Origin of the sequence: Plantimonas leprariae, from assembly GCF_008802405.1 — a bacterium.
GTDB classification, from domain to species: Bacteria; Pseudomonadota; Alphaproteobacteria; order Rhizobiales; family Rhizobiaceae; genus Plantimonas; species Plantimonas leprariae.
Window position 1 is genome coordinate 1 of record NZ_VZDO01000029.1, and the last position, 24869, is coordinate 24869.

Genomic DNA, 24869 nt, shown 5'->3' on the forward strand with positions numbered 1-24869 from the left:
ACCTCGACCCCGGCATGCACGTCGTCACCAAACCCTTCACCATGCAAAACCTCAGCAGTAAAATCACCACGCTGATCCGGGGCGGTTGAGATCAGGATGCCAGCCGGGACGAGCGTAACCGGCGGACCGCCCCTATATGACCGGCATGGAGCTCGACCAGCCGCCGATCGACGAAGACGCCGCCGCATGGGACGAACGGGTTTCCCGCGGGCTGGAGCGCACGCCGCGCTTCTTCCGGCGGAGCGTCGAATGGCTGCGCCGGCCGGAAGGCAGGTTGGTGCGCTGGCCGGTCGCCCTCCTGTTCATCGCCGGCGGCTTTCTATGGTTTCTGCCGATACTCGGTCTATGGATGCTGCCGCTCGGCCTCGCGTTGATGGCCGAAGACATCCCGGTCCTGAAGGGCTGGCTGGAGCGCGCCGCCCGCCGGATCGAGAAACGCGTCGAGCGCTTCAAGGCCCGTTGGCACCGCTCCGGCTGAAGGCAAACGCTCGCGGCGGTTACGCGTCGCGATAGGCGCTGCGGTCCTCGGCTCGTGCCGGCTCGGCGAGATAGCGACCTTTTTCCGGCACGGCGACCGCGTCGAACTCCCGCGCCAGCCGCTCCAGCCCGGCGCGCATCGCCTCGCCCTGCATCGCCTGCCCGTGGCCCGTCACGACCCGCTCCGGCTTCAATGCGGCCAACGCCTCGACGGAGTGCTTCGCCTTGTCCCATTCCACCGTGTAGTACATCGGCGGCCCGTGCATCTCCGGCCGCTGCACCGCGACCGCATAGGCCGATTCCTGTGCGGTGGTGACGAAGGCGTCGCCGACGATCAGCGAGCGGTCCGCCTCCCGCCAGAACGAGACGTGTCCGACGCTGTGGCCGGGCGTGTGGATCCAACGCCAGTCCGGCAGGCCGGGAACGCTGCCGTCGTCCGGAAGGGCGTGCAGATGCCGCCGCACGTCTACCGGACCGCGCGGATAAAGCCGCGCCATCGCCGCCATCAACCCGCCGCCGACACTCGGGTCGCCAGGCGGATAGGAAGCGGAGCCGTTTAGGTAGGGCAGTTCGCGAGGATGCGCGTAAACCGGCGCATCCCACTCCTCGGCAAGGTCCTCCAAGGTGCCGATATGGTCGAAATGGCCGTGCGTCATGACGATGGCGGCGGGACGGGCGCCCTCGCCGAAGCGCTCGCGCGCCGCCCCGGCGATCAGGCCTTTCGTGCCCGGCAGCCCGGCATCGACCAGCACCCAATTCCGGTCGCCGGCGCCGGGGGCGCCGACGAAGACGACGTTGACGAGGCCGAGCCGCCGATAGGCGATGTCCGGCGCGATCTCGTGCGTGTGGTCGGCGCGGGCGGCGTCGAGCACGGGATCGACGGCGCTGGCGTCGTCGGGGAGCGGGATCTGCTGTGCCATGGGGGCTCGGTCGCTCTTCGATGTCTGGAGTCAGGCCGGAATCTGCTCGGCGGTGCGCGGTTCTTCCTGCGCGACGCCGTTCGCCAGGTGCCGGAAGTCCGACAGCGCCTCGTAGACCTCGAGGCGGGCGCGCATCACCGAGCCGAGCGGCTGGTGCGCGACCAGCGTGTGCGCCGGCCGGAACGCCATCACCTCGTCGAAATAGCGCCGCCGCTCGGGGCTGCCGGCATTCTGCGGCGGGATGCGAATCGTGGCGACCGTCCGGAACGGACTGTCGCTTTCCTTCCACTCCACCGAGGCGTCCTCGATCGGCTGCTGCTCGGCATCCGTCCAGAGCTGGGCGCGCAGTTCGAACAGCGTCTCGTGCGCCGCGATGAACGCTTGCGTCGCGTGGCGAAAGGCATCCGGATCGCTGTCGACATCGATCGTCTCGCTCTGCAACGTTTCCAGTCCGGGGAAGGCGGGGAAGGCCGCGACCTTCGCCACGTAGTCGCCGAAGCGGATCGGCGCCTGGCTGTAATAGGGCTCGGAGAGCGGATGGCTGAACGGGTGGCCGAAGAAATCGGCCTTCGGGCTTTCCGTGCCGACCGCGTGGAGGACGCGGTTGAGGTTGCGCGCCGCTGAGGAGACGAAGCTCTTTACGCCTTCCGGCAGCGAGACGCCGGATTCGAGCTGCTTCTCGTCCTTCAGGAACCCCTGCGCGGTGCCGGACGGGAAGGTCGGGCCGCTGGCGAGGACGAAGTCCTGCGTGTCGTCGCGATGGCTCCCGAGTTTCTCTCCATCGACGCCGAACACCTTGATCGCCATGCCGCGATGCGTGCCGACGCGGTCGGCGAGCCTCTCGCCGGGGCCCTGCGCGAAGCGGATCGCGACCTTGTAGCTGCGGGGGAGCGCGAACAGCCCCTGCGCCAGTTCCGGCGGAAGATTCGGCTGGACGGTCAGTTCGCCGACCACCAGAGCCGAGCTCTTGGCATGCGAGGCGCGCACCGCGTGATGCTCGCGGTCCGCCACCTTTTCGGCCTGATGCGTCATCGAGTGGACGATGCCTTGGATCGCCTCCGCCTCATCGGCGGCCGGGCTCTCGATCTCGGGGCGATAGCGGAGATAGTTCACGCTCGGCTGTCCTTCCGTCCGACGGCCGGCATGTCTCGATGTCGCGCCGAAGCCGCAACGCTTGGCGGCGGCGGCAGGTCCGGGGACGCGCAGGCTATATCCGGACCCGCCTAACGACCGGCCCTACATCAGCTTGTCGAGCGTGATCGGCAGGTCGCGGATGCGTTTGCCGGTGGCGTTGAAGACCGCGTTCGCCACCGCCGCGCCGACACCGGTGATACCGATCTCGCCGACGCCGTGCGCGCCCATCGGCGTGTGCGGGTCCGGGATGTCCGTCCAGATCACCTCGATCGGCGGCACGTCCATGTGGACGGGCACGTGATACTCGGCGAGCGACGGGTTCATGATGCGGCCCGACCGCTCGTCGAACTGCGTTTCCTCCATCAAGGCAAGGCCGAGCCCCATGATGATGCCGCCGCGGAACTGGCTCGCCGCGGTCTTGCTGTTGAGGATGCGGCCGCAATCGAACGAGCCGAGGAAGCGGGAAACCCGCACCTCGCCGGTGACGGTGTTGACGCGCATCTCGGCGAACATCGCGCCGTAGGAGTGCATCGACCAGTGCATGGTCTCCAGCGGCTGCGCGCCCTCCGCCTCCACCGTCACATCCTCGCGACCGGCGCGCGCGAGGATCGAGGCGTAGGTCTCGAATCGGCCGGGATCGACGATGCTCCCCAACCCGCCATCGCGCGCCTCGACCTCGTCCACCGAGAGACCGGCGAGCGGCGTGTCGTTGCCGGCGAGCTTCAGAAGCTCGGTCGCGAGCTCCCGCTGCGCCGCGATGACGGAGGCGCCGATGGCGGCGGTCTGCTGCGAGCCGCCGGCGAGCACCGCGCCAGGGAGCGAGGAGTCGCCATAGGCGAAGGTCACCGCTTCCATCGGCAAACCCAGCCGCTCGGCCGCGACCTGCGTGTTCACGGTGGCGGTGCCCATGCCCATCTCGTGCGCCGCGATCGAGACGGTCGCCCGCCCGTCGCGGGTGAGGACGATCCGCGCCGCGCCGCCCGGCATGCGATAATAGGGATAGGTCGCGGTCGCGCATCCCATGCCGACCAGCCATTCGCCCTCGCGGCGCGTGCCGGGCGCTGCCCGCTTCGCCCAGCCGAACCGCTCCGCCCCCGCGCGGTAGGCCTCGACGATGTGGCGCGACGAGAAGGGCGTGCCCTCGATCGGGTCCTTCTCCGGTTCGTTGCGGATGCGAAGCTCGATCGGGTCCATTCCGAGTTCGACCGCCAGCTCGTCCACCGCGCATTCCAGCGCGAAGGTGCCGACGGCCTCGCCCGGCGCGCGCATGAACGTGTTCGCCAGCATGTCGAGCGCGGTCGTCTCGACGTCGAGCTTGAACGTCCGCGACGCGTAGGCGCCCTTCGTCGCCAGGATGAAGGGCTCGGGCAGGTTGTTGTGCGGGCTCATCGCCACCGTGCCGGTATGGATCACCGCCTCGAACGCGCCGTCCTCCTTCGCGCCGAGCGCGACGCGCTGCTCCGTGACCGTGCGGCCGCCGACGACGCGGTAGACGCCCTCGCGCGACAGCATCAGCCGGACCGGCCGCCCTGCGAGCTTCGCCGCCGCCGCCGCCAACACCTGATGGTCCCAAAGCGTCTTCGAGCCGAAGCCGCCGCCGACATAGGGCGACGTGACGCGAACCTGACCCTCGTCGATGCCGAAGACCTGCGCCAGCGACCAGGCCTCGTGCGCGACCGCCTGCGTCGCGTCGTGGATGCGCAGCTCGTCGCCGCTCCACGCCAGCGTCACGGCGTGGAGCTCGATCGGGTTGTGGTTGTGCCGGGGCGTCGTATAGACGGCGTCGACCTTGTGCGGCGCGCTGGCGAGCGCCGCTTCCGCGTCGCCGACCGCCGTCTTCAGCGGCTGGCCCATGAACAGGCCGGGTGTCGTGCCCTTCGCCTTCGCGGTCGCAAAGGACGTCGTCGCCGGCTCCACCGCGTAGGCAGCCGTGACCAGCGAGGCGGCATGGTCGGCTTGTTCCTGCGTTTCGGCCAGCACCACGGCGATCGGCTGGCCGTTCCAGTGGATGCGCTCGTCCTGCATGATCGGCAGGTCGATGCCGCCCGCCGCCTTCTCGGCCGTCATGAACAGCGGCACCTGCTTCATGCGCGGCGCGTTGAGGTGCGTCATCACGAGGACGACGCCGGCTGCGGCTTCCGCCGCGCCCGTATCCAGTGCCGCGATGCGGCCCTTCGGCACGGTGGAGTAGGCGAGGGCGGCATAGACCAGACCCTCCATCGGCACTTCCGCCGCGAAGCGCGCTTGACCCTTCACCTTCAGCGGCCCGTCGATGCGCGAGATCGGCGCGCCGACGAGGCCGTGCTTGGAGCGGCCGAGCGGGTCCGGCTTGCCGCCCGGCAGCCAGGTGTCCGGCGCGAGCTCGACGACCTTCTTCATCACCGTCTGCTGGACGGTCTGGATGATGTTGCTCATCGCTTGTCTCCTGCGAGTTCGCCGAGCGTCGCCGCGATCGCGCGCTTGGCGAGCTCGATCTTGAAGCCGTTGTCGCGCAGCGGCTTCGCATCCGTCAGTTCCGCTTCGGCGGCGGCGCGGAAGCTCGCCTCCGTCGCCGGCTGCCCCTTCAACGCCGCTTCCGCCTTCGCGGCCCGCCACGGCTTGTGCGCGACACCGCCGAGCGCGAGGCGCACGTCCTTCACCGTGCCGTTCTCGACCTCCAGCGCCGCCGCGACGGATACAAGCGCGAAGGCGTATGAGGCGCGGTCGCGCACTTTCCGATAGGTGGAGCGTTGGGCGAGGGGCAACTCCGGCAGCTCAACGCCGGTGATCAGCTCACCGGGCCGGAGCTCGGTGTCGATCTCAGGCCGGTCGCCCGGCAGGCGATGCAGGTCGGTGAGCGGCAGGGTCCGCGCGCCGTTCGGTCCTTCCAGATGCACGACCGCGTCCAGCGCGACGAGCGCGACGCACATGTCGGACGGGTGCGTCGCGACGCAGGACGGCGACGCGCCGAGGATCGCGTGGATGCGGTTGAAGCCGTCGACGGCGTCACAGCCCGTGCCGGGTTCGCGTTTGTTGCAGTGCGCCGCCTCGTCGTAGAAGTAGGTGCAGCGGGTGCGCTGCAGGACGTTGCCGCCGACCGTCGCCATGTTGCGGATCTGGCCGGACGCGCCCGACAAGATCGCGCGGGCGAGCGCCGGATAGCGCGTCCTGACGCCGCGATGCTCGGCGACCGCGGTGTTCCGAACGCCCGCGCCGATCAGGAGGCCGCCGCCGTCGCGGTCCTCGATGGCGGTGGAAAGGGCCGTCACGTCGACCAGCGTCTCCGGGCGCTCGCAGCCCTCGCGCATCAGGTCGACGAGGTTGGTGCCGCCGCCGAGATACTTCGCTCCGGCCTTGGCGTGGACGAGGTTGATAGCGCCCGCGACGTCGGCGGCGCGCTCGAAGCTGAACGGGTTCATGCCGCTTCCCTCTTCGATTCGGAGGCGTTCGCGAAGGTCTCGGCCACCGCCTCGATGATGCCATTGTAGGCGCCGCAGCGGCAGAGATTGCCGCTCATGCGCTCGCGCAGTTCGTCGCGGTCGAGCCGCACCGTCTCCGCGGAAAGGTCGGCGGTGACGACGCTGGGAAGGCCGCGCTCGGCCTCGCCCGCCATGCCGACGGCCGAGACGAGCTGGCCCGGCGTGCAGTAGCCGCACTGGAAGCCGTCGTGCTCGATGAAGGCGCGCTGCAGCGGATGGAGGTCGCCGCTTGCGGACGACAGCCCTTCCACCGTCGTGATCGAGCGGCCCTCGTACTGGACGGCGAGGGCGAGGCAGGAATTGATCCGCTCGCCGTCCGCGAGCACGGTGCAGGCGCCGCAGGCACCCTGGTTACAGCCCTTTTTAGTGCCGGTCAGCCCGACATGATCGCGCAGGAGATCGAGCAGCGACATGCGCGGGTCGATCGTCGCCTCCACGGCGCGGCCGTTGATCGTGATGTTCATGGGAACCCCCAAATCTGGATCGGTTCCAAACTAGGGCGTCGTTCCGGTCGCGGCAAAGGATGCGACCGGATCGCGCGGCTGCCTCGTCCGTTGGTGGCGATGCTTGCCGCGCTCGAACTGAGTTCCGATCCCTACATCCTGATTCTCACCGGCACCGGCTTTCTGATCGCGCTCGTCGCGTGGCTGCCGCTGGCGCTGAAGCGCCTGCCGCTGTCGCTGCCGATCGTCTGCGTCCTGATCGGCATGGCGGTGTTCTATCCGGCGGCGGTGACGTTCAAGCCACTGCCGCTGACCTTTCCGCAGGTCGCCGAGCGCTTCACCGAGTTCGTGGTGATCATCGCGCTGATGGGCGCTGGGCTGAAGATCGACCGGGAGTTCGCGTTCCGGCGCTGGTCGATCACGTGGCGGCTGCTCGGGATCACCATGCCGCTCGGCATCGCGGCGATCGCCGGACTGGCGGCATGGCTCGTCGGCCTGCCCTGGCCGGTGGCGCTGCTGCTCGGCGCGGCGCTCGCGCCGACCGATCCGGTACTGGCCGCCGACGTGCAGGTCGGCCCGCCGAAAAGCGGCGAGGAGGACGAGGTCCGCTTCGGCCTGACTTCCGAAGCCGGGCTCAACGACGGCCTCGCCTTTCCCTTCGTCTGGCTGGCGATCGCGCTCGGAACGGTGGCCGCCGAGGGCAAGCCGTGGTTCACCGAATGGCTGACCCTCAACGTCTTCTGGGAGATCGGCGTCGGCGTCTTCTGCGGCTGGCTAGTCGGCCGCGCCTTCGGCTGGGTGACGTTCCACATCCCGGCCGAAACCAAGCTCGCCCAGACCGGCGACGGCCTCATCGCGCTCGCCGCGACCTTCGTCTCCTACGGCCTCAGCGAGATCGTCCACTGCTACGGCTTCCTCGCCGTGTTCGTCACCGCGCTGACGATCCGCGGCTCGCACCGCGACCACGACTTCCAGCGCGACATGCACGACGTCACCGAGCAGATCGAGCGGCTGGCGATGATGGTGCTGCTCGTCCTCTTCGGCGGCGCGCTGGTCAGCGGCCTCCTCGGGCCCTTGCGGTGGACGGACGCCCTTCTGGTGGGCCTCGTCCTCCTCGTGGTGCGTCCGCTGACGGGCGTCGTCGGCCTTCTCGGCATCGATGCCTCGCGCTCGGAGAAGCTGACGCTGGCCTTCTTCGGCATCCGCGGCGTCGGCTCGTTCTATTATCTCGCCTTCGGCCTGAACCACATGCCGGTCGAGAACGGCGAGCGGCTCTGGGCGATCGTCGGGCTCGTGGTGCTGGTCTCGGTGCTGCTGCACGGCCTCACCGTCACGCCGGTGATGCGGCTTCTCGACCGCAACCGGGGGATCGATCCCGATACCGGCAGGGCGGCCGACCCGGACATGCCGGAACTGCCGTTCGGCGAGACGCGGTAGACGCCGCGCACGCCGCGAATCGGCGCGGGATGTGCTAGGATATGCGCATGTCGGCCCTCGTCCGCGAATCGCCGCAATCCTCGACGGCTGCCGTCGACCCGTCCGCCGGCGCGCCCACGCGCAAGATCATCCACATCGACATGGACGCCTTCTACGCGTCCGTCGAGCAGCGGGACGACCCGTCGCTGCGCGGAAAACCGGTCGCGGTCGGCGGCTCGTCGCAGCGCGGGGTCGTCGCGGCAGCGAGCTACGAGGCGCGCGTCTACAGCGTGCGCTCGGCGATGCCCTCGGTGACGGCGAAGCGTCGCTGCCCCGACCTCGTCTTCGTGAAACCCCGCTTCGACGTCTACAAGGCGGTTTCCGCCGAAATCCACGCGATCTTCGCCGAACACACCGACCTCATCGAGCCGCTGTCGTTGGACGAAGCCTATCTCGACGTGACGGTGAACAAGCAGGGCATCGCGTCGGCCACCGCGATCGCCGAGGCCATCCGCCGCCGCATCCGCGAGGCGACCGGGCTCACCGCCTCCGCTGGCGTTTCCTACAACAAGTTCCTCGCCAAGCTCGCTTCCGACCATCGCAAGCCCGATGGCCTGTTCGTGGTGACACCGGCGATGGGACCGGGCTTCGTCGAGGACCTGCCGATCGGCCGCTTCCACGGCGTCGGCCCGGCGACGGCGGCGAAGATGGAGCGGCTCGGCATCCACACCGGGCGGGACCTGCGCGAGCGCCCGCTCGCCTTCCTGCAGGAGCGGTTCGGCAAGGCGGGGCCCTACTACCATTCCATCGCCAGAGGCATCGACGAGCGGCCGGTGCGGGCGAACCGCGAGCGGAAATCCGTCGGGGCGGAGAACACCTTCAACGAGGACCTCTTCGCCTTCGAGGCGATGCGCGAGGCGCTGCAGCCGATCGGCGACAAGGTCTGGCGCATCTGCGAGGCGAAGGAGCTGCGCGGCCGGACGGTGACGCTGAAGGTGAAGTATGCCGACTTCCGGCAGATCACCCGCTCGCAGTCCACCGCCCGGCCGGTCGCCTCGCGAGCCGAACTGGAGCGCGCCACGATCGCGCTGCTCGGGCCGCTGATGCCGGTGCCGAAGGGCGTGCGGCTCCTCGGCCTGACGATCTCCTCCTTCCTGCCGGAGGCGGAGGAGGAGACCGAGGCGCAGTTCAGCCTGCCGCTCTAGCTGCTCATGCGGCGGCGATGGTCCGTTCGATGTCGTCGCTCTTCTGGCCGGTGAGGTCCTTCGAGATCTCGCCGACGAGGCTGTCCTTCGTCTTCGCGTGATAGTGCTTGCGAAGCTCGCCGAGCGTCTTCGGCGCGGCGATCACTAGGAGCTCCTTCAGCTTGCCCTCGACGGCCTGCCGGTTGAGGAGTTCGGCGACGCCCGCCGCGAAGCCGTCCTCGCCCTTCGTCGCCTCGTCCGGATTGGCCGCGCTGCTGGAATGGCCGGCGCCGCCGCTCTTGTTCGAGGTGTTGACCGACTCGGCGGGCAGGGCGCTCAGCTTCGGATGCGCGTCGTTGCTGGTGTTGCGGAACAGGCTGAGCTTCTGGCCGTCGACCACCGCGACCGTGGCGCCTTGCGCGATATGCATGGGAATCTCCGTTTCGAGCCCGCCGCCGACCGGCGGGGCATGGGCGGCAAACGCCCACGGGCGGCGATGGATGCGATGTCGCGGGCATGGATTCGTCGGCTCGCCGGCGCGGCTTCCCGCCTACATAGGCCGGACGCCGCTCGATCGGCGGAGTAGGGCAAGGACCGGCGACATGCTGAGCAACGAAGAGAAGGACCGGATCACCGAGGAGATCGGCAAGCTGTTCGAAGGCCTCGAACTGAACGACGTCGCCGCCATCCTGACGATCCAGCTCGCCATGCTCGCCGCGCAAGGGGGCGACTCGTTCGACGACGCGGTCGAGTTCCTGGACGAGATCCGCAACGACGCCGAGGACGTGCTGGAAACGCTCGACTTCGACGAGGTCGCCGACGAGAAGGGACCGCCTCCCGACGCGGCGAACTGAACCCCCCTTCAGGCCTCGAAAAGCGAGCCCTGCGTCGCACCCGTCGCCGCAGAGCGGCGGCTGCGCGGCGCGCGGCCGGCCGAACGGTGCGTGCCGGTCGCGATGGCGGACCGCCGGCCATCGGCAAGCTCCACCTCGAACGGCGTTCCCATCGCGAGCTCGTCGACGGACGCGATCGGGCGGTCCTCCGCATCCCGGACGATGGCATAGCCGCGCTGGAGCACCCGCCGGTAGTCGAGGCTTTCGGCGACGCGCGCCAGCGTCGCGAGCCGGTCGGCGCGGCGGGTCTGCACGAGCCGGAAGGCGGAGGCGAGCCGTCCATCCAGCGCCTCGACACGGCAGCGCCCCTCCTGCGAGCGGGCGGCGAGCGCGTGCGGTCGTAGGTTCGAGACGGCGCGCTCGAACCGCTGGCGGCGAAGCGACAGGAAAGCGTCGAGCGCATGTCGGTCGCGCGTGTCGACGTGCCGGAGATCGGCTCGCTTCTCCTTCAGAAGCCCGTCGAGATGGCTCGGCGATAAGGCGCCGCTGAGCTCGCCGAAACTCCGGCGCTTCCCGGCGATGGCGACTTCGAGGCAGCGGCCGAGCTGGCCCGCCGCGTCGTCCAGCCGGTGCCGCGGCAGGGCGAGCAGCATGTCGATCGAAGGCAGGGCGCGGGTGAGGCCGGCGAGTGCGCGACGGCCGTCGCCGAGACGGCGCGAGCTGGCGGCCGCCAGGCGGGCGTTCAGCCCCGAGATGAAGGCGTGGAGGTCGGCCTTCACCGGCACCGCCATCTCCGCCGCGCCGGTCGGCGTCGGAGCGCGCCGGTCGCTCGCATGGTCGATCAGCGTCCAGTCCGTTTCGTGCCCGACCGCCGAGATCAGCGGAATGTCCGATTCCGCCGCGGCGCGCACCACCGCCTCCTCGTTGAAGCCCCAGAGGTCTTCGAGGCTGCCGCCGCCGCGCGCGACGATGATGAGGTCCGGCCGCGGGATCTCGCCGCCCGGCTCGATGTCGTTGAAGCCGAGGATCGCGGCGGCGACTTCCGCGCCGCAAGTCTCGCCCTGCACCCGCACCGGCCAGACGAGGAGGTGGACGGGAAAGCGGTCGGCGATCCGGTGCCGGATGTCGCGGATCACCGCGCCGGTCGGCGAGGTGACGACGCCGATGACGCGCGGCATGAAGGGCAGGGCTCGCTTGCGCTCGGGCGCGAACAGGCCTTCGGCTTCGAGCCGCCGCCGCCGCTCGTCGAGGAGCGCCATCAGCGCGCCCGCGCCGGCCGGCTCCAGATGTTCGATGACGATCTGGTACTTGGACGAGCCGGGATAGGTGGTGAGGCGGCCGGTGGCGATGACCTCCAGCCCTTCTTCCGGCTTGAACGGCAGCTTCGCCATCGCGGTGCGCCAGACCACGGCCTCCAGTCGGGCCCGGTCGTCCTTCAGCGCGAAATAGGCGTGGCCGGAGGAGTGCGGGCCCCGGTAGCCGGAAATTTCGCCGCGCACCCGCACATAGGCGAAGGCCTCCTCCACGGTGCGCTTCAGCGCGCCGGAAAGCTCCGAGACGGTGTATTCGACGACGTTGGTGCCGCCGGCCGCAGCGGCGACGTCCTGCAGGGCGCTCACGCTCTCACCATCCCGCCGCGACGAGGCCGGCGACCTTGGCCGGGCGCGGCGGCCGCACGACGGCGCGCGGCTCCGCGACGCTCGCGCGGCTCGGCGGCGCCGCCATGTTCTGCAGGCTTTCGCGGATATGGGCGACCAGCGCGTGGATCACCGGGCGGTCGGAATTGCGCGAGCGGATCACGCCGATCTCGGCGTCCTCCAGCCGCGGGAAGCCTTCCGCCTCGGTGAGGACGCGCATGCCCGAACGCAGCGCGCATTCCGGCAGGACGCTGACCGCGAGCCCTGCCAGGACGGCGGACGCGACGATCGTCGCGGACCAGGAGGTGAACAGGATGCGATGCTCGCGTCCGACCGCGTTCAAGGCTTCGATGCCCTGCCTGCGCCAGGCGCAGTCCGTCCGGCCGATCGCCAGCGGCAGCACCGCCTCCTGATGCACCGAATGCGAGGCGGAGGTGACGAAGTGCAGCGGCTCGCGGCGGACGATCTCGGCCTGGCTGGCCTTGGTCGGGCAGACCAGCGCCACGTCGAGATGGCCGCGCTCGACGTGCTCGATCAGGCTCGTCGTGGTCTCGCAGGCGATCTGCAGCTCGACGCGCGGGTTGGAGCGCGAGAACCGCGCGATGATCTCCGGGAGGAAGCGCTCGGCATAATCGTCCGGCAGGCCGATCCGCACGTGCCCCTCGATCGAATCCTCGTCGAAGGCGGTCAGGGTTTCCATGCTGAGGCTGAGGAGCTTCCTCGCATAGCCGAGCAGCCGGTCGCCGTCCTCGGTCAGCTTCACGTGGCGGCCCGTGCGTTCGAACAGCGCCGAGCCGAGCCGCTCCTCCAGCTTGCGCATCTGCATGGAAACGGCGGACTGCGTCTTGAACACTTCCTCGGCGGCACGGGTGAAGCTGCCCGTGTCGACGATCGCGACGAAGGTGCGCAACTGATCGAGATCGAGGGGTGAAGCCATCGCTGCCATCCATCAGGGCGAGTGATGGAGATCATAAGCAACATTCGTTGGCTTGATCAATCGGTCCGCCTTACTTTCCCACTGTCAGGACAAGCCAGCCGATTTACCGCCGAACACCTGAGTTCCGGCGACCGGCGAAGCTTTGCCCCCTGCAACCGTGGTCAGAGGAGTTCCGAAGATGTCCATGTTCTCGAGAAGCGGCGACGCCCCGTCGTTTGGTCTGCCGAGCCTTTCCGTCGCGGTCGCCGCGGTCGGGGCGATCGGCCGGACGATCGCGCACCGCCGCGCCGCGCTTCGCGTCGCCGAACTGCCCGACTATCTCCTGACGGACATCGGCATCAAGCGCGACGACGTGCACGAGGCGCTGTCGAGCGACTGGCACGACGACCCCACCTACCGGCTCGCCGTCAAGGCGGCGGAGCATCGCCAGGGACGATGATTTCGAGCCGATCCGACGCATGCTGAGCGGCCCGCCACGTGCGGGCCGTTTTCGTTTGGGCCTTCGTTCAGAACGACGTGCCGCCGTCCTCGTCGTCGCCCGAGGTCTCGCGGCGTTCGGCCAGGATCTTGTCGATCCGCCGGCCGTCGAGGTCCACGACCTCCAGCCGCCAGTCACCCCAGTCCACCGCCTCGCCGACATCCGGGATGTGGCCGAGCCGGTCGAGGATGAAGCCCGCCAGCGTCTCGTAGTCGCGCTCCTTCGGCAGCTTCAGGCCGGCGATCGAGCGCTCCACCACGTCGATCGGCAGCCCGGCGTCGATCAGCCAGGAGCCGTCGGCGCGCTGGGTCACGGCGTAGTCCTCGTTCTCGCCTTCCGGCAGCGAGCCGCCGATGGCGGCCAGGATGTCGGTCGGCGTCACGATGCCCTCGAACGAGCCGTATTCGTCGAGCACGATCGCCATGTGGATGTTCGCCGTGCGGAATCGCTCCAGGAGTTTCAGAATAGGCATCGTCTCGTTGACGAAGAGCGGCTCGCGGATCGCCGCCTGAAGGTCGATCGTGCCGGTGGCCCGCACCTGCTCCAGAAGGTCCTTCGCCTGCACCACGCCGACGATGTCGTCGGACTCCTTGCCCATGATCGGAAAGCGCGAATGCCCCGCGTCGCGGATCTCGTCGAGGATCGTGTCGGCCGAATCGCCCGCGACCAGCCAGTCGGCGTCCGGGCGCGGCACCATGATCGAGCGGACGTTGCGGTCGGCGATCCTGAGGACCCCCTCCAGCATTTCGCGCTCCTTCTCTTCGAACACGCCGGACTGCGTGCCCTCGGCGATCATCGCCTTCACGTCTTCTTCCGTCACCATGTTCGACTCTTCGGTCGACGCGCCGAGAAGCTTGGAAACGGCGACCGTGGAGATCGACAAGAGCCAGACGACCGGCGCACCCACCTTGGCCAGCCCCTGCATCACGGGGGCGACGAAAACGGCGATCGCCTCGGCCCGCTTCAGGGCATATCGCTTCGGGACGAGTTCGCCGAAGATCAGCGACAGGTAGGTGATCGCGACGATCACGATGGCGAAGGCGAGGATGTCGGCCGACGCGCCGATGAAGGGCAGGGGCCGCAAGCGCTCGGCGAGCGGTTCGGAGAAGACGGATCCGCCGTAGGCGCCGGCGATGATGCCGACCAACGTGATGCCGACCTGCACGGTCGACAGGAACGCCGTCGGGTCCTCCGTCAGCTTCAGGGCGCTCCGGGCGCGACGGCTGCCTTCCTCGGCCAGTTGCTGCAGGCGCGAGCGCTTGGCCGATACCAACGCCAGCTCCGACATCGCGAAGAAACCGTTCAGGATCACGAGGAAGAAGACGATCAGCGCGTTCAGGAGGAGCATCGATTCACCGGTCGGAGCCGCCTTTCGGCGACCTTGGCCTGCGCGAGATAGCACAAGGCGGCGGCCTTTCGACAGTGCGCCGCCGAGCCCTTTGCCTAAGCGGCCGTTCCGCCGGTTCCCGGAAAGCGCTCGAACAGCGTCGCCATGCCCTTCGCATAGTCCTCCCGGAAGCGCTGGCCCGACCGGGCGAAGCTGTCGAAGAGGTCGGTCGGCGACGCGGGATTCGATGAGGCGGACCCCGGGCCGGCCGAAGGGGCGCCGATGCCCGATGCCAGCGCTTCGAGGAAGGGATTGGCGAACCACGGCGCGCCGGCGAGGGTCGCCGCACCGCCCGCAAGCGGGGCGGCCGAGGGGCGCGAGAAGGCTTCCACGGCGTTCGCGCTGCGGCGCATCAGCTCGGCGGCGAAGGCGCCGAAGGCGTCCGACGCCAGCGGACTTCCCAGCGCCGCGGGGTTGCCGCCCGTCACCGCCTTGACGATCGCCTCCGATCCGAGGCCGGCGAGCTTCGCCATCGCGTCGGTGACTGTGGTCGCATGGGCGCCGCTCATCGCGGCAGCCTGCTGCGCGACCGCCGCCCGAAAGGCCGCGCCGCCGAACAGCATGTCGAGGAGGTGGTCCGGCTGCGGCCGGTCGACCGACGAGAGAAAGGCGCGCGACAGGTCGGCCCAGCGCTCGGGAGCTTCGGAGGCCTTCGCGAAGGCCAGTGCGAAGGCGGGGAACAGCGCCTCGCAGGCTTTCGCGAATTCCGCCGCGGCGGCGGGAGCGGAGCCCCCGCCCGCACGGTTCGACCCTTCGCCGCTTTCAGCCATCGCCGCTCTCCGAGCCGAGCATCGAACGGAGGAGTTGCCGCGAGAGCGCCCGGCTTCAATAGGCGAGGTGCGGGAAAACCTCGCGGACATCGCCGTTCCAGTCCGTTTCGAAGCGGCGCAGCAGTTCCTCGGCCGGCGTCCGGCCGCGCGCCAGCGCTTCCTCCAGCGGCGACAGGAACACGGTCTCGTCGTGGCCGTCCTCGTTGAGGCGAGCCCGCGCGGCGAGCCCGCGGCGCGAGATGTCGACCGCCGCACGCGCGAGTTCCAGAACGCTCCCGTCGCGGAACGGGGTACGGAAGCCGAGGCGCGGAACCGCCGCCCGCAGCGCGGATACTTCGTCGAATGTCCAGTCACGCGTCAGATCGTCGGCGGCTTCCAGCGCCGCGTCGTCGTAGAGGAGGCCGACCCAGAAGGCCGGAAGCGCGCAGATTTCGCGCCAGGGACCGCCGTCCGCGCCGCGCATCTCGAGGAAGCGCTTCAGCCGCACGTCGGGGAACAGCGTGGAAAGGTGGTTCGTCCAGTCGCCCAAGGAGGGCGGCTGGCCGTTCAGCTTGTCCGCATAGGCGCCGTCGAGGAATTGGCGGAAGGTGATGGCGGTGGCGTCGACGTAGCGCCCGTCGCGGATGAAGAAGTACATCGGCACGTCGAGCGCCCATTCGGCGTAGTCGCGATAGCCGAAGCTTGGCTCGAAGGCCTGGGGAAGCAGGCCGGAGCGCTGGTTGTCGACGTCTTCCCAGACCCCGCAGCGCCAGGAGACGAAGCCGTTCGGCTGCCCTTCCGTGAAGGGCGAGTTGGCGAATAGCGCCGAGGCGATCGGCTGGAGCCGCATGCCGACCCGCATCTTCCGCGCCATGTCGCGCTCGTCGGAGAAGTCGAGGTTCACCTGGATGGTGCAGGTGCGGAACATCATGTCGAGGCCGCGTGTCCCGACGCTCGGCATGTAGCGGCGCATGATGTCGTAGCGCGATTTCGGCATCATCGGCGTCTCGTCCAGCCGCCAGAGCGGACTCGAGCCGAGCCCGAGGAATTCGATGCCGAGCGGCTCCGCGACCGCCTTCACGTCGGCGAGATGGCGGTTCGATTCGCGGCAGGTCTGGTGGATCGATTCGAGCGGCGCACCGCTGAGTTCGAACTGGCCGCCCGGCTCCAGCGAGATCGCGCCGCCGCCGGAGGTCGCCGCGAGGCCGATCAGCCGCCCTTCGTCGAGGATCGGCTCCCAGCCGGAGAGCGCCTGCAGGCCCTTGAGCACCGCCTCGATGCCACGCTCGCCCTCGTAGGGCACCGGCCGGAGCGTGTCGCGGTAGAAGCCGAACTTCTCGTGCTCGGTGCCGATGCGGAAATCGCTCTTCGGCTTCTCGCCGCCCCGCATGTGGGCGACGAGATCGTCCATGGAGGAGATCGGGGTGAGATCGGTTGTGTCGCGCGCCATGCTTCGTTCCGGCAGACGCCCGCCTGCCTCGTTGATAGGACCGTTGTCTGCGGGTTTTCGATACGCGGCGCAAGCGTCCGCCCGATGAACGCCGCGGTCAGTCCTTGTGCTGCCATCGGTCGTGCGGCAACCAGTCGCCGACGGCAGCCTGGATGACGGCCAGCGCCGCGACGGCGGCCGTGTCGGCGCGGAGGATACGGGGCCCGAGCGAGATCGGCACGACGAAGTCCCGCGAGCGGAGGAGTTCGCGCTCCTTTGCCGAGAAGCCGCCTTCCGGACCGATGAGGAGCGCGAGCGGTCCGCGCGCCTCGCGATGCAGGAGTTCGATCGGGCTGGCGGCGTCCTCGCGCTCGTCGCAGAAGACCAGCCGGCGTCCGGCCGGGAAGCTGTCGAGGAGCGCGTCGAGCCGGATCGCCTCGCGGCAATCGGGCAGCCCGAGGATGCCGCACTGCTCGGCCGCCTCGATCGCGTTGGCGCGCAGGCGATCGTCGTTGATCCGTGTCACCTGCGTGTGTTGCGTCAGCACCGGCTGCAGGAGACCGGCGCCCATCTCCACCGCCTTCTGCACCATGTAGTCGAGGCGCGCATGCTTCAGCGGCGCGAAGAAATACTGGAGGTCGGACGGCTCCGGCTGCTCGCGCGTCCGCGTCGCCGGCCGGAACGCGAGGCGCTTCTTCGCCGGCCGCTTCAGCACGGCGCGCCATTCGCCGTCGCGCCCGTTGAACAGAAGCACGGTGTCGGCCTCGCCGAGCCGCATGACGTTGAGGAGATAGTTCGCCTGCGCCGGCGTCGCCTCCACGGCCGCGCCCTCGGCGAGGTCCGCTTCCACGAACAGGCGCGGGCTCTTGAAGTCGTGATCCGGCATTCCCCTCGCACCTCTCGAAGCGCCGAGAAACCTATGCCGGGACGCCCCGTTGTCACGCATCGAGCGAGCGGAGCGACAGAGGTCATGGATCTGGGAATCAGGGATCGCGTCGCGATCATCACCGGCGCGGAAGGCGGCATGGGGCTCGCCGCCGCGAAGCTGCTGGCCGCCGAGGGCGTGAAGCTCGTCCTGACCGACAAGCTGATCGAGAAGCTGGACGAGGAGGCGAAAGCGCTCGCGAGCGAGGTCGTCACCGTGAAGGCCGACGTGACGAAGCAGGCCGACGTCGACCGCGTCGCGAAGACCGCGGTCGAGCGCTTCGGCCGGATCGACATCGCGATCCATACGAGCGGCATCACCGGCGCGAAGGGCGATCCGCTGGAGATGCGTGACGAGGACTACCGCGAGGCCTGGGAGAACGACTTCATGTCGGCGGTGCGCATCGCCAGAGCGACCTTTCCCGAGATGCGGATGAACGGCTGGGGACGCTTCGTCTGCGTCACCTCCGAGAACGCCGTCCAACCCTACTGGGAAGAGGCGACCTACAACGCGGCGAAGGCGGCGCTCTCCGCCTTCGTGAAGAACCTTTCCTACAAGTCGGCGGAAGCCGGCATCCTCTGCAACACCGTCGCGCCCGCCTTCATCGCGACGAAGATGACGGACGAGATGATGCAAAAGCGGGCCGAGGAGAACGGCACCAGCTTCGACGCGGCGATCGACAGTTTCCTCGCAGAGGAGCGGCCCGGCCTCGTCCTCAGGCGCCGCGGCAAGGCGGAGGAGGTGGCGGCGGTGATCGCACTGCTCGTCTCCGAACGGGCGTCCTTCGTGAACGGCGCGAACTACCGCGTCGACGGCGGTTCGGTGATCGCCGTCGCGAACTGACGCGCCGGGCTCGCCGGCCGGCGAGCGCGCCCCAGCTAGGCCGCGTTCCGGACCGGGGGCTCTATGGCGGATTTTCTCTTGTTCTTTCTCGTCGGCGGTCTCGCGCAGCTCGTCGACGGGGCTCTCGGCATGGCCTACGGCGTCATCTCGTCGACCGTACTCATCTCCGTCGGGGTGCCGCCGGCGCAGGCCTCCGCCTCGGTGCACGCCGCCGAGCTGTTCACCACCGCCGCGTCGGGTGCGGGCCATATCGCCAACCGCAACATCGACTGGAAGCTGTTCTGGCGGCTCGTGCCCTTCGGCATCGCCGGCGGCGTCGTCGGAACCTTCGTCCTCACCGGCTTCGACGGCGACGTGGTGAAGCCCTACGTCGCCGCCTATCTCGGCCTCCTCGGCGCGTTCCTGCTCTACCGCTCGTTCCAACCGCGCACGGGCGAGGCCATCCGTCCGGCGATCGTGCCGCCGGTGGCGCTGGCGGGCGGCTTCCTCGATTCGGTCGGAGGCGGCGGCTGGGGGCCGATCGTGACCTCCGGTCTGCTCGGGGCAGGCGGGCAGCCGCGCTTCGTCATCGGCACGGTGAACACGGCCGAGTTCCTGGTGGCGCTGACGGTGTCGCTGTCGTTCGTCGGCGCGCTCGTGACCGGCCATTGGCAGGATGCGCCGGATCTTATGTCGAACCTTCGCGCCGTCGGCGGCCTCGTCGCGGGCGGCGTCGTGATGGCGCCTTTTGCCGGCTACGTCGTGCGGGTCATCCCGGAGGCGTGGCTGCTTCGCGTAGTCTCGCTGCTCGTCCTCGCGCTCTGCGCGACGCAGGTCTGGAGCCTCGTTAAATAACCGTAACCCTTTGTTTGCCGGGAACGGAAGCATGGGTGCGACGTTTTGGTAGCGAAGCCGGATCGCAGCGATCCGACGCCAAAACGCGAGAGAGTACGATGGCTGAGAAAGAACAGGTCACCGGCGGCGCCAAGGAACTCGGCGGCAAGATCAAGGAAGGTGCCGGCAAGCTCGTCGGCAACGAGCGCCTGCAGGCCGAGGGCAAGATGGACCAGGTCGAAGGCAAGACCGAGAAGAACTACGGTAAGGTGAAGGACGCGGTGAAGGATCAGCTCAACTGAGCCTCACCATCCTCGCATGACGGACGGCCGCCCATCGGGCGGCCGTTTTCGTTTCCGGCCGCTTGCGGCGTTCGGCGCGCGCATGCGAAACCGCAGCGACCATTCGAGGCGGATCGACTCCATGACGACGCGGCGCGAAACCGACACCTTCGGACCCATCGAGGTGGAGAGCGACAGGTACTGGGGGGCGCAGGCGCAGCGCTCGCTTGGCAACTTCCGCATCGGCTGGGAGAAGCAGCCGCTGCCGATCGTCCGGGCGCTCGGGATCGTCAAGCGCGCCGCGGCGGAAGCCAACATGGATCTCGGCCGGCTCGACCCCGCGCTCGGCAAGGCGATCGTCGCGGCCGCGCAGGAGGTGATCGACGGCAGGTTGAACGATCACTTCCCGCTGGTGGTCTGGCAGACCGGCTCCGGCACGCAGTCCAACATGAACGCCAACGAGGTGATCTCGAACCGGGCGATCGAGATGCTGGGCGGCGAGATGGGCTCGAAGAAGCCGGTCCATCCGAACGACCACGTCAACATGAGCCAGTCGTCGAACGACACCTATCCGACGGCCATGCACATCGCCTGCGCCGAGGAACTGGTGCACCGCCTCGTGCCGGCGCTGCGCGTCCTGCACGGGGCGCTGGACGCCAAGGCGAAAAGCTTCGACCACATCATCAAGATCGGCCGCACGCACACGCAGGACGCGACGCCGCTGACGCTCGGCCAGGAATTCTCCGGCTACGCGCAGCAGGTGGCGAACGGCATCGGGCGCATCGAGCAGACGCTCCCCGCCCTGATGCAGCTTGCGCAGGGCGGCACCGCGGTCGGCACCGGGCTCAACGCGCCGGTCGGCTTCGCGGAAGGCGTCGCCGAGAAGATCGCCGCGATCACGGCCCTGCCGTTCACCTCCGCACCGAACAAGTTCGAGGCGCTCGCCGCCCACGACGCGATGGTGTTCAGCCACGGCGCGATCAACACGGTGGCGGCGTCGCTGTTCAAGATCGCCAACGACATCCGCTTCCTGGGGAGCGGCCCGCGTTCCGGCCTCGGCGAACTGCAACTGCCGGAGAACGAGCCGGGCTCCTCGATCATGCCGGGCAAAGTGAACCCGACGCAGTGCGAGGCGCTGACGCAGGTCTGCGTGCAGGTCTTCGGCAACCACGCGGCGCTGACCTTCGCCGGCAGCCAGGGCCATTTCGAGCTGAACGTCTTCAACCCGGTGATGGCCTACAACTTCCTCCAGTCGGTGCGGCTTATCTCGGACGCGGCCAACTCGTTCACCGAGAACTGCGTCGCCGGCATCGAGGCGCGCGAGGACAACATCAAGGCGGCGCTGGACCGTTCGCTGATGCTGGTGACGGCGCTGGCCCCGACGATCGGCTACGACGCGGCGGCAAAGATCGCGAAGACCGCGCACAGGAACGGCACGACGCTCCGCGAGGAAGCGCTGGCGACCGGCCTCGTTTCCGCCGAGGACTACGACCGGATCGTCGACCCCTCGACCATGACCCGGCCGGGCTGATTGTCGTCGGATTGGTGAACGATCAGTCGCCGCACGTCCCGGTTCGTGCCCGCGGCGACTCCTGCTAGCTCTCGGGTCCTCGTCCAGCTACGGAAACCGGGTCCATGAACAACAACGCCATCCTGCTGATCGCGCGCGTCCTGCTCTCGATCATCTTCATCGTCGCCGGCTTCGGCAAGCTGACCGGGGCCGAGGGCTTCGCCGGCATGCTCGGCGGCATGGGCTTTCCGTCGCCGCTGGCGCTCGCCTACCTGACCGGTCTTTGCGAGCTCGTCGGCGGCCTCTGCGTGCTGCTCGGCTTCCAGGTCCGCATCGTCGGCCCGCTGATGGCGCTGTTCTGCCTGTTCACCGGCTACATCGCGCATCTCGGCGACGCGACGGCGCTGATGAAGAACATCGCGCTCGCCGGCGGCTACCTGACGCTCGCCGTCACCGGCGCCGGCGCCTTCTCGTTCGAAGGCCGCAAGCGCGTTTCTGCCTACGCCTGACAGCTCGCGAAGCGGCGGCGGATTTCCTTCGCCGTCGCTTCGTCGGCGTCCGACCGGGCCTTCTTCGCCATGACGAGGCAGGCTTGCGAGGAAAGGATCAGCCCGTCGGCCAGGATCTTCAGCCGGTTGGCGACGAGCGTCGAGCCGGTGGAGGTGATGTCGACCACGATGTCGGCGGAGCCCGCCGCCGGCGCGCCTTCGGTGGCGCCGAGGCTTTCGACGATGCGATAGCTCTGGATTCCGTGGCGGCGCGTGAAGAAGCCTTGGGCCAGCCGCCAGTACTTCGTCGCGATGCGCAGGCGTCGCCCGTGCCGGGCACGGTAGCCGGCCGCGACGTCGCCGAGATCGTCCATCGTCTCGACGTCGACCCAGGCCTCCGGCACCGCCACCACCACGTCCGCCCGGCCGAAACCGAGCTTCGCCACGAACTCCACCCGCACGTCCGGCTCCGCGATCGATTCGCGGATCAGGTCCTCGCCGGTGATGCCGAAGTCGACCGCGCCCTCGCGCAGTTCCCGCGCGATCTCGGAGGCGGAAAGCAGCAGCACGTCGAGCCCTTCGATGCCGGAAACGCCGGTGCGGTAGGAGCGCGCGTCGCCGGCGGACTCCACCACGATGCCGGCTTTGGCCAAGGCGGCCACCGCATCGTCCTTCATCCGGCCCTTGGAGGGGATGGCGAGCGTCACGGTCATCGGGCGGCGGCCTCGATCCTGTCCAGCCAGAGCGACACGCCCACCGCCGGCACGGGGCTCTTCGCGCCGAGATAGGCGAGAAGGCGGTCGTAGCGGCCGCCGCCGGCGAGCGGCTCGGGGACCCCAGGGCGGCGCGCCTCGAAGACGAGGCCGGTATAGTAGTCGATGGCGCGTCCGAAGGCAGCCCGGTAGCGGACCGCTGAAAGGTCGACGCCGGCCTCCGCCAGCGCCTGCGCACGCTCGGCGAAGAAGGCGAGCGAGCGGCCGAGATCGATATCTGCGCCGCAGGCATGCGCGAGCCGCGCCGGAGCGTCGTCCAGCGTGCAGTCGATGGCGAGGAACTCGCGAAGGCGCGAGAGCGAGTCTTCCGACAGCGCAGTCTCGGCGAAGGCGACCTTCTCCACCAGCCGCTGCGCGATCTCCGGCGCAGTGCGCCCGGAATGCGGCGGCAGCCCGCCCTCCGCCTTCAGGCCTTCCACCGCTTCGATGAGCGCATCCACGTCCTTGCCGGCGGCGAGGCGGCGGAGGGCCGGGTCGAGGCCGGCGAGCGACCACCCGTCATGTTGGGCAAGATCGGCGAGGGCGGCGCGCATCAGCACGTCGTCGCCGAAGGTGCGGACAAGCCGGCGCTGCCAGCTTTCCGGCAGGCCGAGCCCGGCGAGAAACGCCTCGAACAGCGCCTGGTCGCCGAGCACGACGTCCGTTTCCACGTTCGCCAAGCCGCAGGCGGCGAGCGCTTCCAGCGTGGCGAGCAGCGCCCGCGCGTCGGCCTTCGCCTTGTCGGGGTCGCCGAGGTCTTCGAGGCCCGCCTGCCGGAACTCGCCCTCGCCGGCGCGGCCCTGCCGGAAGATCGGGCCGAGGTACGAGTAGCGGCGGGGCAAGGCGCTCGGGGCGGCGATGTGGGCGAGGCAGACGGGAATGGTGAAGTCGGGGCGCAGGCACAACACCTCGCCGGCCTCGCCGCGGGTCAGGAAGATGCGCCGGCGCAGCGCCTCGCCGGTCGAGTCGAGATAGGGCTCGGCGGGCTGCAGCAGCGGCACGTCGACATGGACCGCGTCCAGCCGCTCGAACAGCCGGACGAGCGCGGTCTCGGTCGCGGAAGGCGATGCGGCCGGGCTCAATGCGCGTCAGCCGGCGCGGCGGGCGAGGATGCGGCGGACGGCCTCGACCATCTCGGCCTCCGGCACGAGCTCCTGACCGGCGCGCGCCTCGCGCCAGGCGGCGTTGTCCTCGATCCCCGCCGACAGCTCCTTGCCGAGCGCCAGGTCCTTCACCTGCACCTGACCCGCAGCCTTCTCGTCGCCGCCTTGGATGACGACGCAAGGCGAGTTGCGGCGGTCGGCGTACTGAAGCTGCTTGCCGAACTGCTTCGGATTGCCCTGGAACACCTCGACGGGCACGACGGGTTGGCCGGGCGCGTTCAGTTCGTTGCGGATTTGGGTCGCCATCCGCTGGTAGTCCGCCATGCGGTCGCGGTCCATGACGGTGACGACGACGGGGCCGAGCCGTTCGGTGGTTTCCAGCCGTCCGAGATTCTTCAGCGCGGTCTGAAGGCGTGACACGCCGATGGAGAAGCCCGTCGCCGGCACCGGCTGCGACATGAACCGCGACACGAGTCCGTCGTAGCGCCCACCGCCCCCAACTGAGCCGAACACGACCTTCTCGCCCTTCTCGTTAACGACGGGGAAGAGGAGTTCGGCTTCGAAGACCGGGCCGGTGTAGTATTCGAGGCCGCGGACTACAGATGTATCCAAACGTATGCGTGCGGTTCCATATTCGGACGATCTAACTAATTTGCTTATTATTCGCAGTTCTTCGATGCCTTGCTCTACCAGTGCGCTTTCTCGGAAATTTTCCAGATAGAAGTCCAAAACTCGCGGATTTCCTAACACCAGAGCACCAGTGGACGATTTTTCGCCAATCACGTGGTCATCGTTCAGGAGTTCGGCGGCGGGCATGAACAGGAAAGGGTCACGCTTTTCGCTGCTCTGGAATTCGTACAGTCGTTCCAAGCGTTCAATCGCTGACAACGACAAGCCCGCGCCCTTCGTGAAATCTCCGCTCTCGTCCCTACGCCCGTCTCCGAGCAATAACCGCACGCCTTCGACACCGAACTTGTCGAGCTTGTCGATCGCCCGCAGCACCGTCAGCCGTCGTCCGGCGTTCTCCTCGCCGCCGAGCCCAATCGCTTCCAGCACGCCGTCCAGCACCTTCCGGTTGTTCACCCGGATAACGTACTGGCCGCGCGGTATGCCGAGGGCTTCCATCGTGTCGGCCATCATCATCGCCATCTCGGCGTCGGCCGAGACGTTCGGCGCGCCGACGATGTCGGCGTCGAACTGCATGAACTGCCGGAAGCGGCCCGGCCCCGGCTTCTCGTTGCGGAAGACGTAGCCCGCCCGGTACGACCGGTAGGGCTTCGGCAGGTCCTCGAAGTTCTCGGCGACGTAGCGGGCGAGCGGGGCGGTCAGGTCGTAGCGGAGCGACAGCCACTCCTCGTCGTCGTCCTGCAGCGAGAACACGCCCTCGTTCGGCCGGTCGGAGTCCGGCAGGAACTTGCCGAGCGCGTCGGTATATTCGAACATCGGCGTCTCGACCGGCTCGAAGCCGTAACGCTCGTAGACCTCGCGGATGATGCCCAGCATCCGCTCCTGCGCGTAGAGGTCGGCGCTGGTGCGGTCGCCGAAGCCGCGCGGCTGGCGCGCCCTGACGCGGCTCGGTTTCTTCGGGGCCATGAATGGTGCTCGTTCGTCGTGCGTCCACGCAAATGCGTGCTTTCGAACGCGTCTAACGGATCGATTGCCGAAATCCAAC

The 24869-nt window shown here is 68.9% G+C and carries 25 protein-coding genes; 10 read left to right on the forward strand and 15 right to left on the reverse strand.

Going from position 1 to position 24869, the window contains the following annotated elements:
• The first annotated feature begins 136 nt into the window (after positions 1-136).
• Positions 137-478, forward strand: coding sequence for a hypothetical protein (locus tag F6X38_RS22620; protein WP_246191503.1), 342 nt, complete (start codon positions 137-139; stop codon positions 476-478).
• A gap of 19 nt (positions 479-497) precedes the next feature.
• Here F6X38_RS22620 and F6X38_RS22625 read toward each other — a convergent pair whose 3' ends face one another.
• The 5 genes from F6X38_RS22625 to F6X38_RS22645 all read right to left on the reverse strand — a co-directional run bounded on the left by F6X38_RS22625 (position 498) and on the right by F6X38_RS22645 (position 6453).
• A complete protein-coding gene (locus tag F6X38_RS22625) occupies positions 498-1397 on the reverse strand; it encodes an MBL fold metallo-hydrolase (RefSeq protein ID WP_150973902.1) in 900 nt (299 codons plus the stop codon).
• A gap of 30 nt (positions 1398-1427) precedes the next feature.
• Positions 1428-2510: a catalase family protein gene (locus tag F6X38_RS22630; protein WP_150973904.1), complete on the reverse strand. Its 1083-nt coding sequence runs from the start codon at positions 2508-2510 to the stop codon at positions 1428-1430.
• 123 nt (positions 2511-2633) lie between these two features.
• Positions 2634-4910 carry a xanthine dehydrogenase family protein molybdopterin-binding subunit gene (locus F6X38_RS22635; protein WP_150973966.1) on the reverse strand — a complete coding sequence of 759 codons (2277 nt, stop codon included), beginning with the start codon at positions 4908-4910 and terminating at the stop codon, positions 2634-2636.
• Between the two features lie 32 nt (positions 4911-4942).
• Positions 4943-5929 (reverse strand): FAD binding domain-containing protein, encoded by a 987-nt coding sequence (locus F6X38_RS22640; protein WP_150973906.1) that lies wholly within the window; start codon positions 5927-5929, stop codon positions 4943-4945.
• On the reverse strand, positions 5926-6453 hold the full coding sequence (locus tag F6X38_RS22645; protein WP_150973908.1) for a 2Fe-2S iron-sulfur cluster-binding protein: 528 nt from the start codon (positions 6451-6453) through the stop codon (positions 5926-5928). Before F6X38_RS22645 ends, F6X38_RS22640 begins: the two co-directional genes overlap by 4 nt.
• Before the next feature lie 99 nt (positions 6454-6552).
• On the opposite strand from F6X38_RS22645, the gene F6X38_RS22650 reads away from it, so the two are divergent.
• On the forward strand, positions 6553-7869 hold the full coding sequence (locus tag F6X38_RS22650; RefSeq protein ID WP_150973968.1) for a cation:proton antiporter: 1317 nt from the start codon (positions 6553-6555) through the stop codon (positions 7867-7869).
• A 47-nt stretch (positions 7870-7916) separates the two neighbouring features.
• Positions 7917-9053 (forward strand): DNA polymerase IV, encoded by a 1137-nt coding sequence (gene dinB / locus F6X38_RS22655; RefSeq protein ID WP_150973910.1) that lies wholly within the window; start codon positions 7917-7919, stop codon positions 9051-9053.
• 4 nt (positions 9054-9057) lie between these two features.
• On the opposite strand, the gene F6X38_RS22660 is transcribed toward dinB, so the two are convergent.
• A complete protein-coding gene (locus F6X38_RS22660; protein WP_150973912.1) occupies positions 9058-9462 on the reverse strand; it encodes a host attachment family protein in 405 nt (134 codons plus the stop codon).
• 172 nt (positions 9463-9634) lie between these two features.
• Between F6X38_RS22660 and F6X38_RS22665 the strand changes: the two genes are divergently transcribed.
• On the forward strand, positions 9635-9886 hold the full coding sequence (locus F6X38_RS22665) for a hypothetical protein (RefSeq protein ID WP_150973914.1): 252 nt from the start codon (positions 9635-9637) through the stop codon (positions 9884-9886).
• Between the two features lie 8 nt (positions 9887-9894).
• Here the strand turns inward: F6X38_RS22665 and xseA are convergent, their stop codons facing one another.
• On the reverse strand, positions 9895-11475 hold the full coding sequence (gene xseA / locus F6X38_RS22670; protein WP_150973970.1) for an exodeoxyribonuclease VII large subunit: 1581 nt from the start codon (positions 11473-11475) through the stop codon (positions 9895-9897).
• A 13-nt stretch (positions 11476-11488) separates the two neighbouring features.
• Positions 11489-12439, reverse strand: coding sequence for a LysR family transcriptional regulator (locus F6X38_RS22675; protein ID WP_150973917.1), 951 nt, complete (start codon positions 12437-12439; stop codon positions 11489-11491).
• Between the two features lie 178 nt (positions 12440-12617).
• Here F6X38_RS22675 and F6X38_RS22680 point away from each other — a divergent pair, with 178 nt between their 5' ends.
• Positions 12618-12878: a DUF1127 domain-containing protein gene (locus F6X38_RS22680; protein ID WP_150973919.1), complete on the forward strand. Its 261-nt coding sequence runs from the start codon at positions 12618-12620 to the stop codon at positions 12876-12878.
• 67 nt (positions 12879-12945) lie between these two features.
• Here the strand turns inward: F6X38_RS22680 and F6X38_RS22685 are convergent, their stop codons facing one another.
• From F6X38_RS22685 to F6X38_RS22700, 4 genes are all read right to left on the reverse strand, one after another.
• On the reverse strand, positions 12946-14265 hold the full coding sequence (locus F6X38_RS22685; RefSeq protein ID WP_150973921.1) for a hemolysin family protein: 1320 nt from the start codon (positions 14263-14265) through the stop codon (positions 12946-12948).
• 95 nt (positions 14266-14360) lie between these two features.
• Positions 14361-15074, reverse strand: coding sequence for a hypothetical protein (locus F6X38_RS22690; protein WP_150973923.1), 714 nt, complete (start codon positions 15072-15074; stop codon positions 14361-14363).
• 55 nt (positions 15075-15129) lie between these two features.
• The gene (locus F6X38_RS22695; RefSeq protein ID WP_150973925.1) at positions 15130-16503 is read right to left on the reverse strand and encodes a glutamate--cysteine ligase; all 1374 of its coding nucleotides are present in this window, start codon (positions 16501-16503) and stop codon (positions 15130-15132) included.
• A gap of 97 nt (positions 16504-16600) precedes the next feature.
• The gene (locus F6X38_RS22700; RefSeq protein ID WP_150973927.1) at positions 16601-17368 is read right to left on the reverse strand and encodes a 16S rRNA (uracil(1498)-N(3))-methyltransferase; all 768 of its coding nucleotides are present in this window, start codon (positions 17366-17368) and stop codon (positions 16601-16603) included.
• A gap of 84 nt (positions 17369-17452) precedes the next feature.
• Between F6X38_RS22700 and F6X38_RS22705 the strand changes: the two genes are divergently transcribed.
• The 5 genes from F6X38_RS22705 (at position 17453) to F6X38_RS22725 (ending at position 21363) form a co-directional block, all read left to right on the forward strand.
• Complete coding sequence (locus F6X38_RS22705; RefSeq protein ID WP_150973929.1) at positions 17453-18250, forward strand: SDR family oxidoreductase; 798 nt, start codon at positions 17453-17455, stop codon at positions 18248-18250.
• 63 nt (positions 18251-18313) lie between these two features.
• Positions 18314-19084, forward strand: a complete 771-nt coding sequence (locus tag F6X38_RS22710; protein WP_150973931.1) for a sulfite exporter TauE/SafE family protein — start codon at positions 18314-18316, stop codon at positions 19082-19084.
• Positions 19085-19182: 98 nt separating this feature from the next.
• Complete coding sequence (locus tag F6X38_RS22715) at positions 19183-19365, forward strand: CsbD family protein (RefSeq protein ID WP_150973933.1); 183 nt, start codon at positions 19183-19185, stop codon at positions 19363-19365.
• A gap of 121 nt (positions 19366-19486) precedes the next feature.
• Positions 19487-20875 carry a class II fumarate hydratase gene (gene fumC, locus F6X38_RS22720; RefSeq protein ID WP_161992893.1) on the forward strand — a complete coding sequence of 463 codons (1389 nt, stop codon included), beginning with the start codon at positions 19487-19489 and terminating at the stop codon, positions 20873-20875.
• Positions 20876-20979: 104 nt separating this feature from the next.
• On the forward strand, positions 20980-21363 hold the full coding sequence (locus F6X38_RS22725) for a DoxX family protein (RefSeq protein ID WP_150973937.1): 384 nt from the start codon (positions 20980-20982) through the stop codon (positions 21361-21363).
• Here F6X38_RS22725 and hisG read toward each other — a convergent pair.
• From hisG to hisS, 3 genes are read right to left on the reverse strand one after another with little or no spacing between them, the layout of a single operon-like run.
• The gene (gene hisG, locus F6X38_RS22730) at positions 21354-22055 is read right to left on the reverse strand and encodes an ATP phosphoribosyltransferase (protein WP_150973939.1); all 702 of its coding nucleotides are present in this window, start codon (positions 22053-22055) and stop codon (positions 21354-21356) included. The two genes, F6X38_RS22725 and hisG, sit on opposite strands and share 10 nt — an antisense overlap.
• Positions 22052-23176 (reverse strand): ATP phosphoribosyltransferase regulatory subunit, encoded by a 1125-nt coding sequence (locus tag F6X38_RS22735; protein WP_150973941.1) that lies wholly within the window; start codon positions 23174-23176, stop codon positions 22052-22054. The genes hisG and F6X38_RS22735 overlap by 4 nt, the downstream gene beginning before the upstream one ends.
• A gap of 6 nt (positions 23177-23182) precedes the next feature.
• Entirely contained in the window at positions 23183-24790 is a 1608-nt protein-coding gene (gene hisS, locus F6X38_RS22740; protein ID WP_150973943.1) for a histidine--tRNA ligase, read from the reverse strand.
• Positions 24791-24869 lie beyond the last annotated feature (79 nt).

Coding starts and splice junctions, on each gene's coding strand:
- F6X38_RS22620 (WP_246191503.1), top strand. CDS start 137: ATGACCGGCATGGAGCTCGACCAGCCGCCGATCGACGAAGACGCCGCC.
- F6X38_RS22625 (WP_150973902.1), bottom strand. CDS start 1,397: ATGGCACAGCAGATCCCGCTCCCCGACGACGCCAGCGCCGTCGATCCC.
- F6X38_RS22635 (WP_150973966.1), bottom strand. CDS start 4,910: ATGAAGAAGGTCGTCGAGCTCGCGCCGGACACCTGGCTGCCGGGCGGC.
- F6X38_RS22640 (WP_150973906.1), bottom strand. CDS start 5,929: ATGAACCCGTTCAGCTTCGAGCGCGCCGCCGACGTCGCGGGCGCTATC.
- F6X38_RS22645 (WP_150973908.1), bottom strand. CDS start 6,453: ATGAACATCACGATCAACGGCCGCGCCGTGGAGGCGACGATCGACCCG.
- F6X38_RS22650 (WP_150973968.1), top strand. CDS start 6,553: ATGCTTGCCGCGCTCGAACTGAGTTCCGATCCCTACATCCTGATTCTC.
- dinB (WP_150973910.1), top strand. CDS start 7,917: ATGTCGGCCCTCGTCCGCGAATCGCCGCAATCCTCGACGGCTGCCGTC.
- F6X38_RS22660 (WP_150973912.1), bottom strand. CDS start 9,462: ATGCATATCGCGCAAGGCGCCACGGTCGCGGTGGTCGACGGCCAGAAG.
- F6X38_RS22665 (WP_150973914.1), top strand. CDS start 9,635: ATGCTGAGCAACGAAGAGAAGGACCGGATCACCGAGGAGATCGGCAAG.
- F6X38_RS22675 (WP_150973917.1), bottom strand. CDS start 12,439: ATGGCTTCACCCCTCGATCTCGATCAGTTGCGCACCTTCGTCGCGATC.
- F6X38_RS22680 (WP_150973919.1), top strand. CDS start 12,618: ATGTCCATGTTCTCGAGAAGCGGCGACGCCCCGTCGTTTGGTCTGCCG.
- F6X38_RS22685 (WP_150973921.1), bottom strand. CDS start 14,265: ATGCTCCTCCTGAACGCGCTGATCGTCTTCTTCCTCGTGATCCTGAAC.
- F6X38_RS22690 (WP_150973923.1), bottom strand. CDS start 15,074: ATGGCTGAAAGCGGCGAAGGGTCGAACCGTGCGGGCGGGGGCTCCGCT.
- F6X38_RS22695 (WP_150973925.1), bottom strand. CDS start 16,503: ATGGCGCGCGACACAACCGATCTCACCCCGATCTCCTCCATGGACGAT.
- F6X38_RS22700 (WP_150973927.1), bottom strand. CDS start 17,368: ATGCCGGATCACGACTTCAAGAGCCCGCGCCTGTTCGTGGAAGCGGAC.
- F6X38_RS22705 (WP_150973929.1), top strand. CDS start 17,453: ATGGATCTGGGAATCAGGGATCGCGTCGCGATCATCACCGGCGCGGAA.
- F6X38_RS22710 (WP_150973931.1), top strand. CDS start 18,314: ATGGCGGATTTTCTCTTGTTCTTTCTCGTCGGCGGTCTCGCGCAGCTC.
- F6X38_RS22715 (WP_150973933.1), top strand. CDS start 19,183: ATGGCTGAGAAAGAACAGGTCACCGGCGGCGCCAAGGAACTCGGCGGC.
- fumC (WP_161992893.1), top strand. CDS start 19,487: ATGACGACGCGGCGCGAAACCGACACCTTCGGACCCATCGAGGTGGAG.
- F6X38_RS22725 (WP_150973937.1), top strand. CDS start 20,980: ATGAACAACAACGCCATCCTGCTGATCGCGCGCGTCCTGCTCTCGATC.
- hisG (WP_150973939.1), bottom strand. CDS start 22,055: ATGACCGTGACGCTCGCCATCCCCTCCAAGGGCCGGATGAAGGACGAT.
- hisS (WP_150973943.1), bottom strand. CDS start 24,790: ATGGCCCCGAAGAAACCGAGCCGCGTCAGGGCGCGCCAGCCGCGCGGC.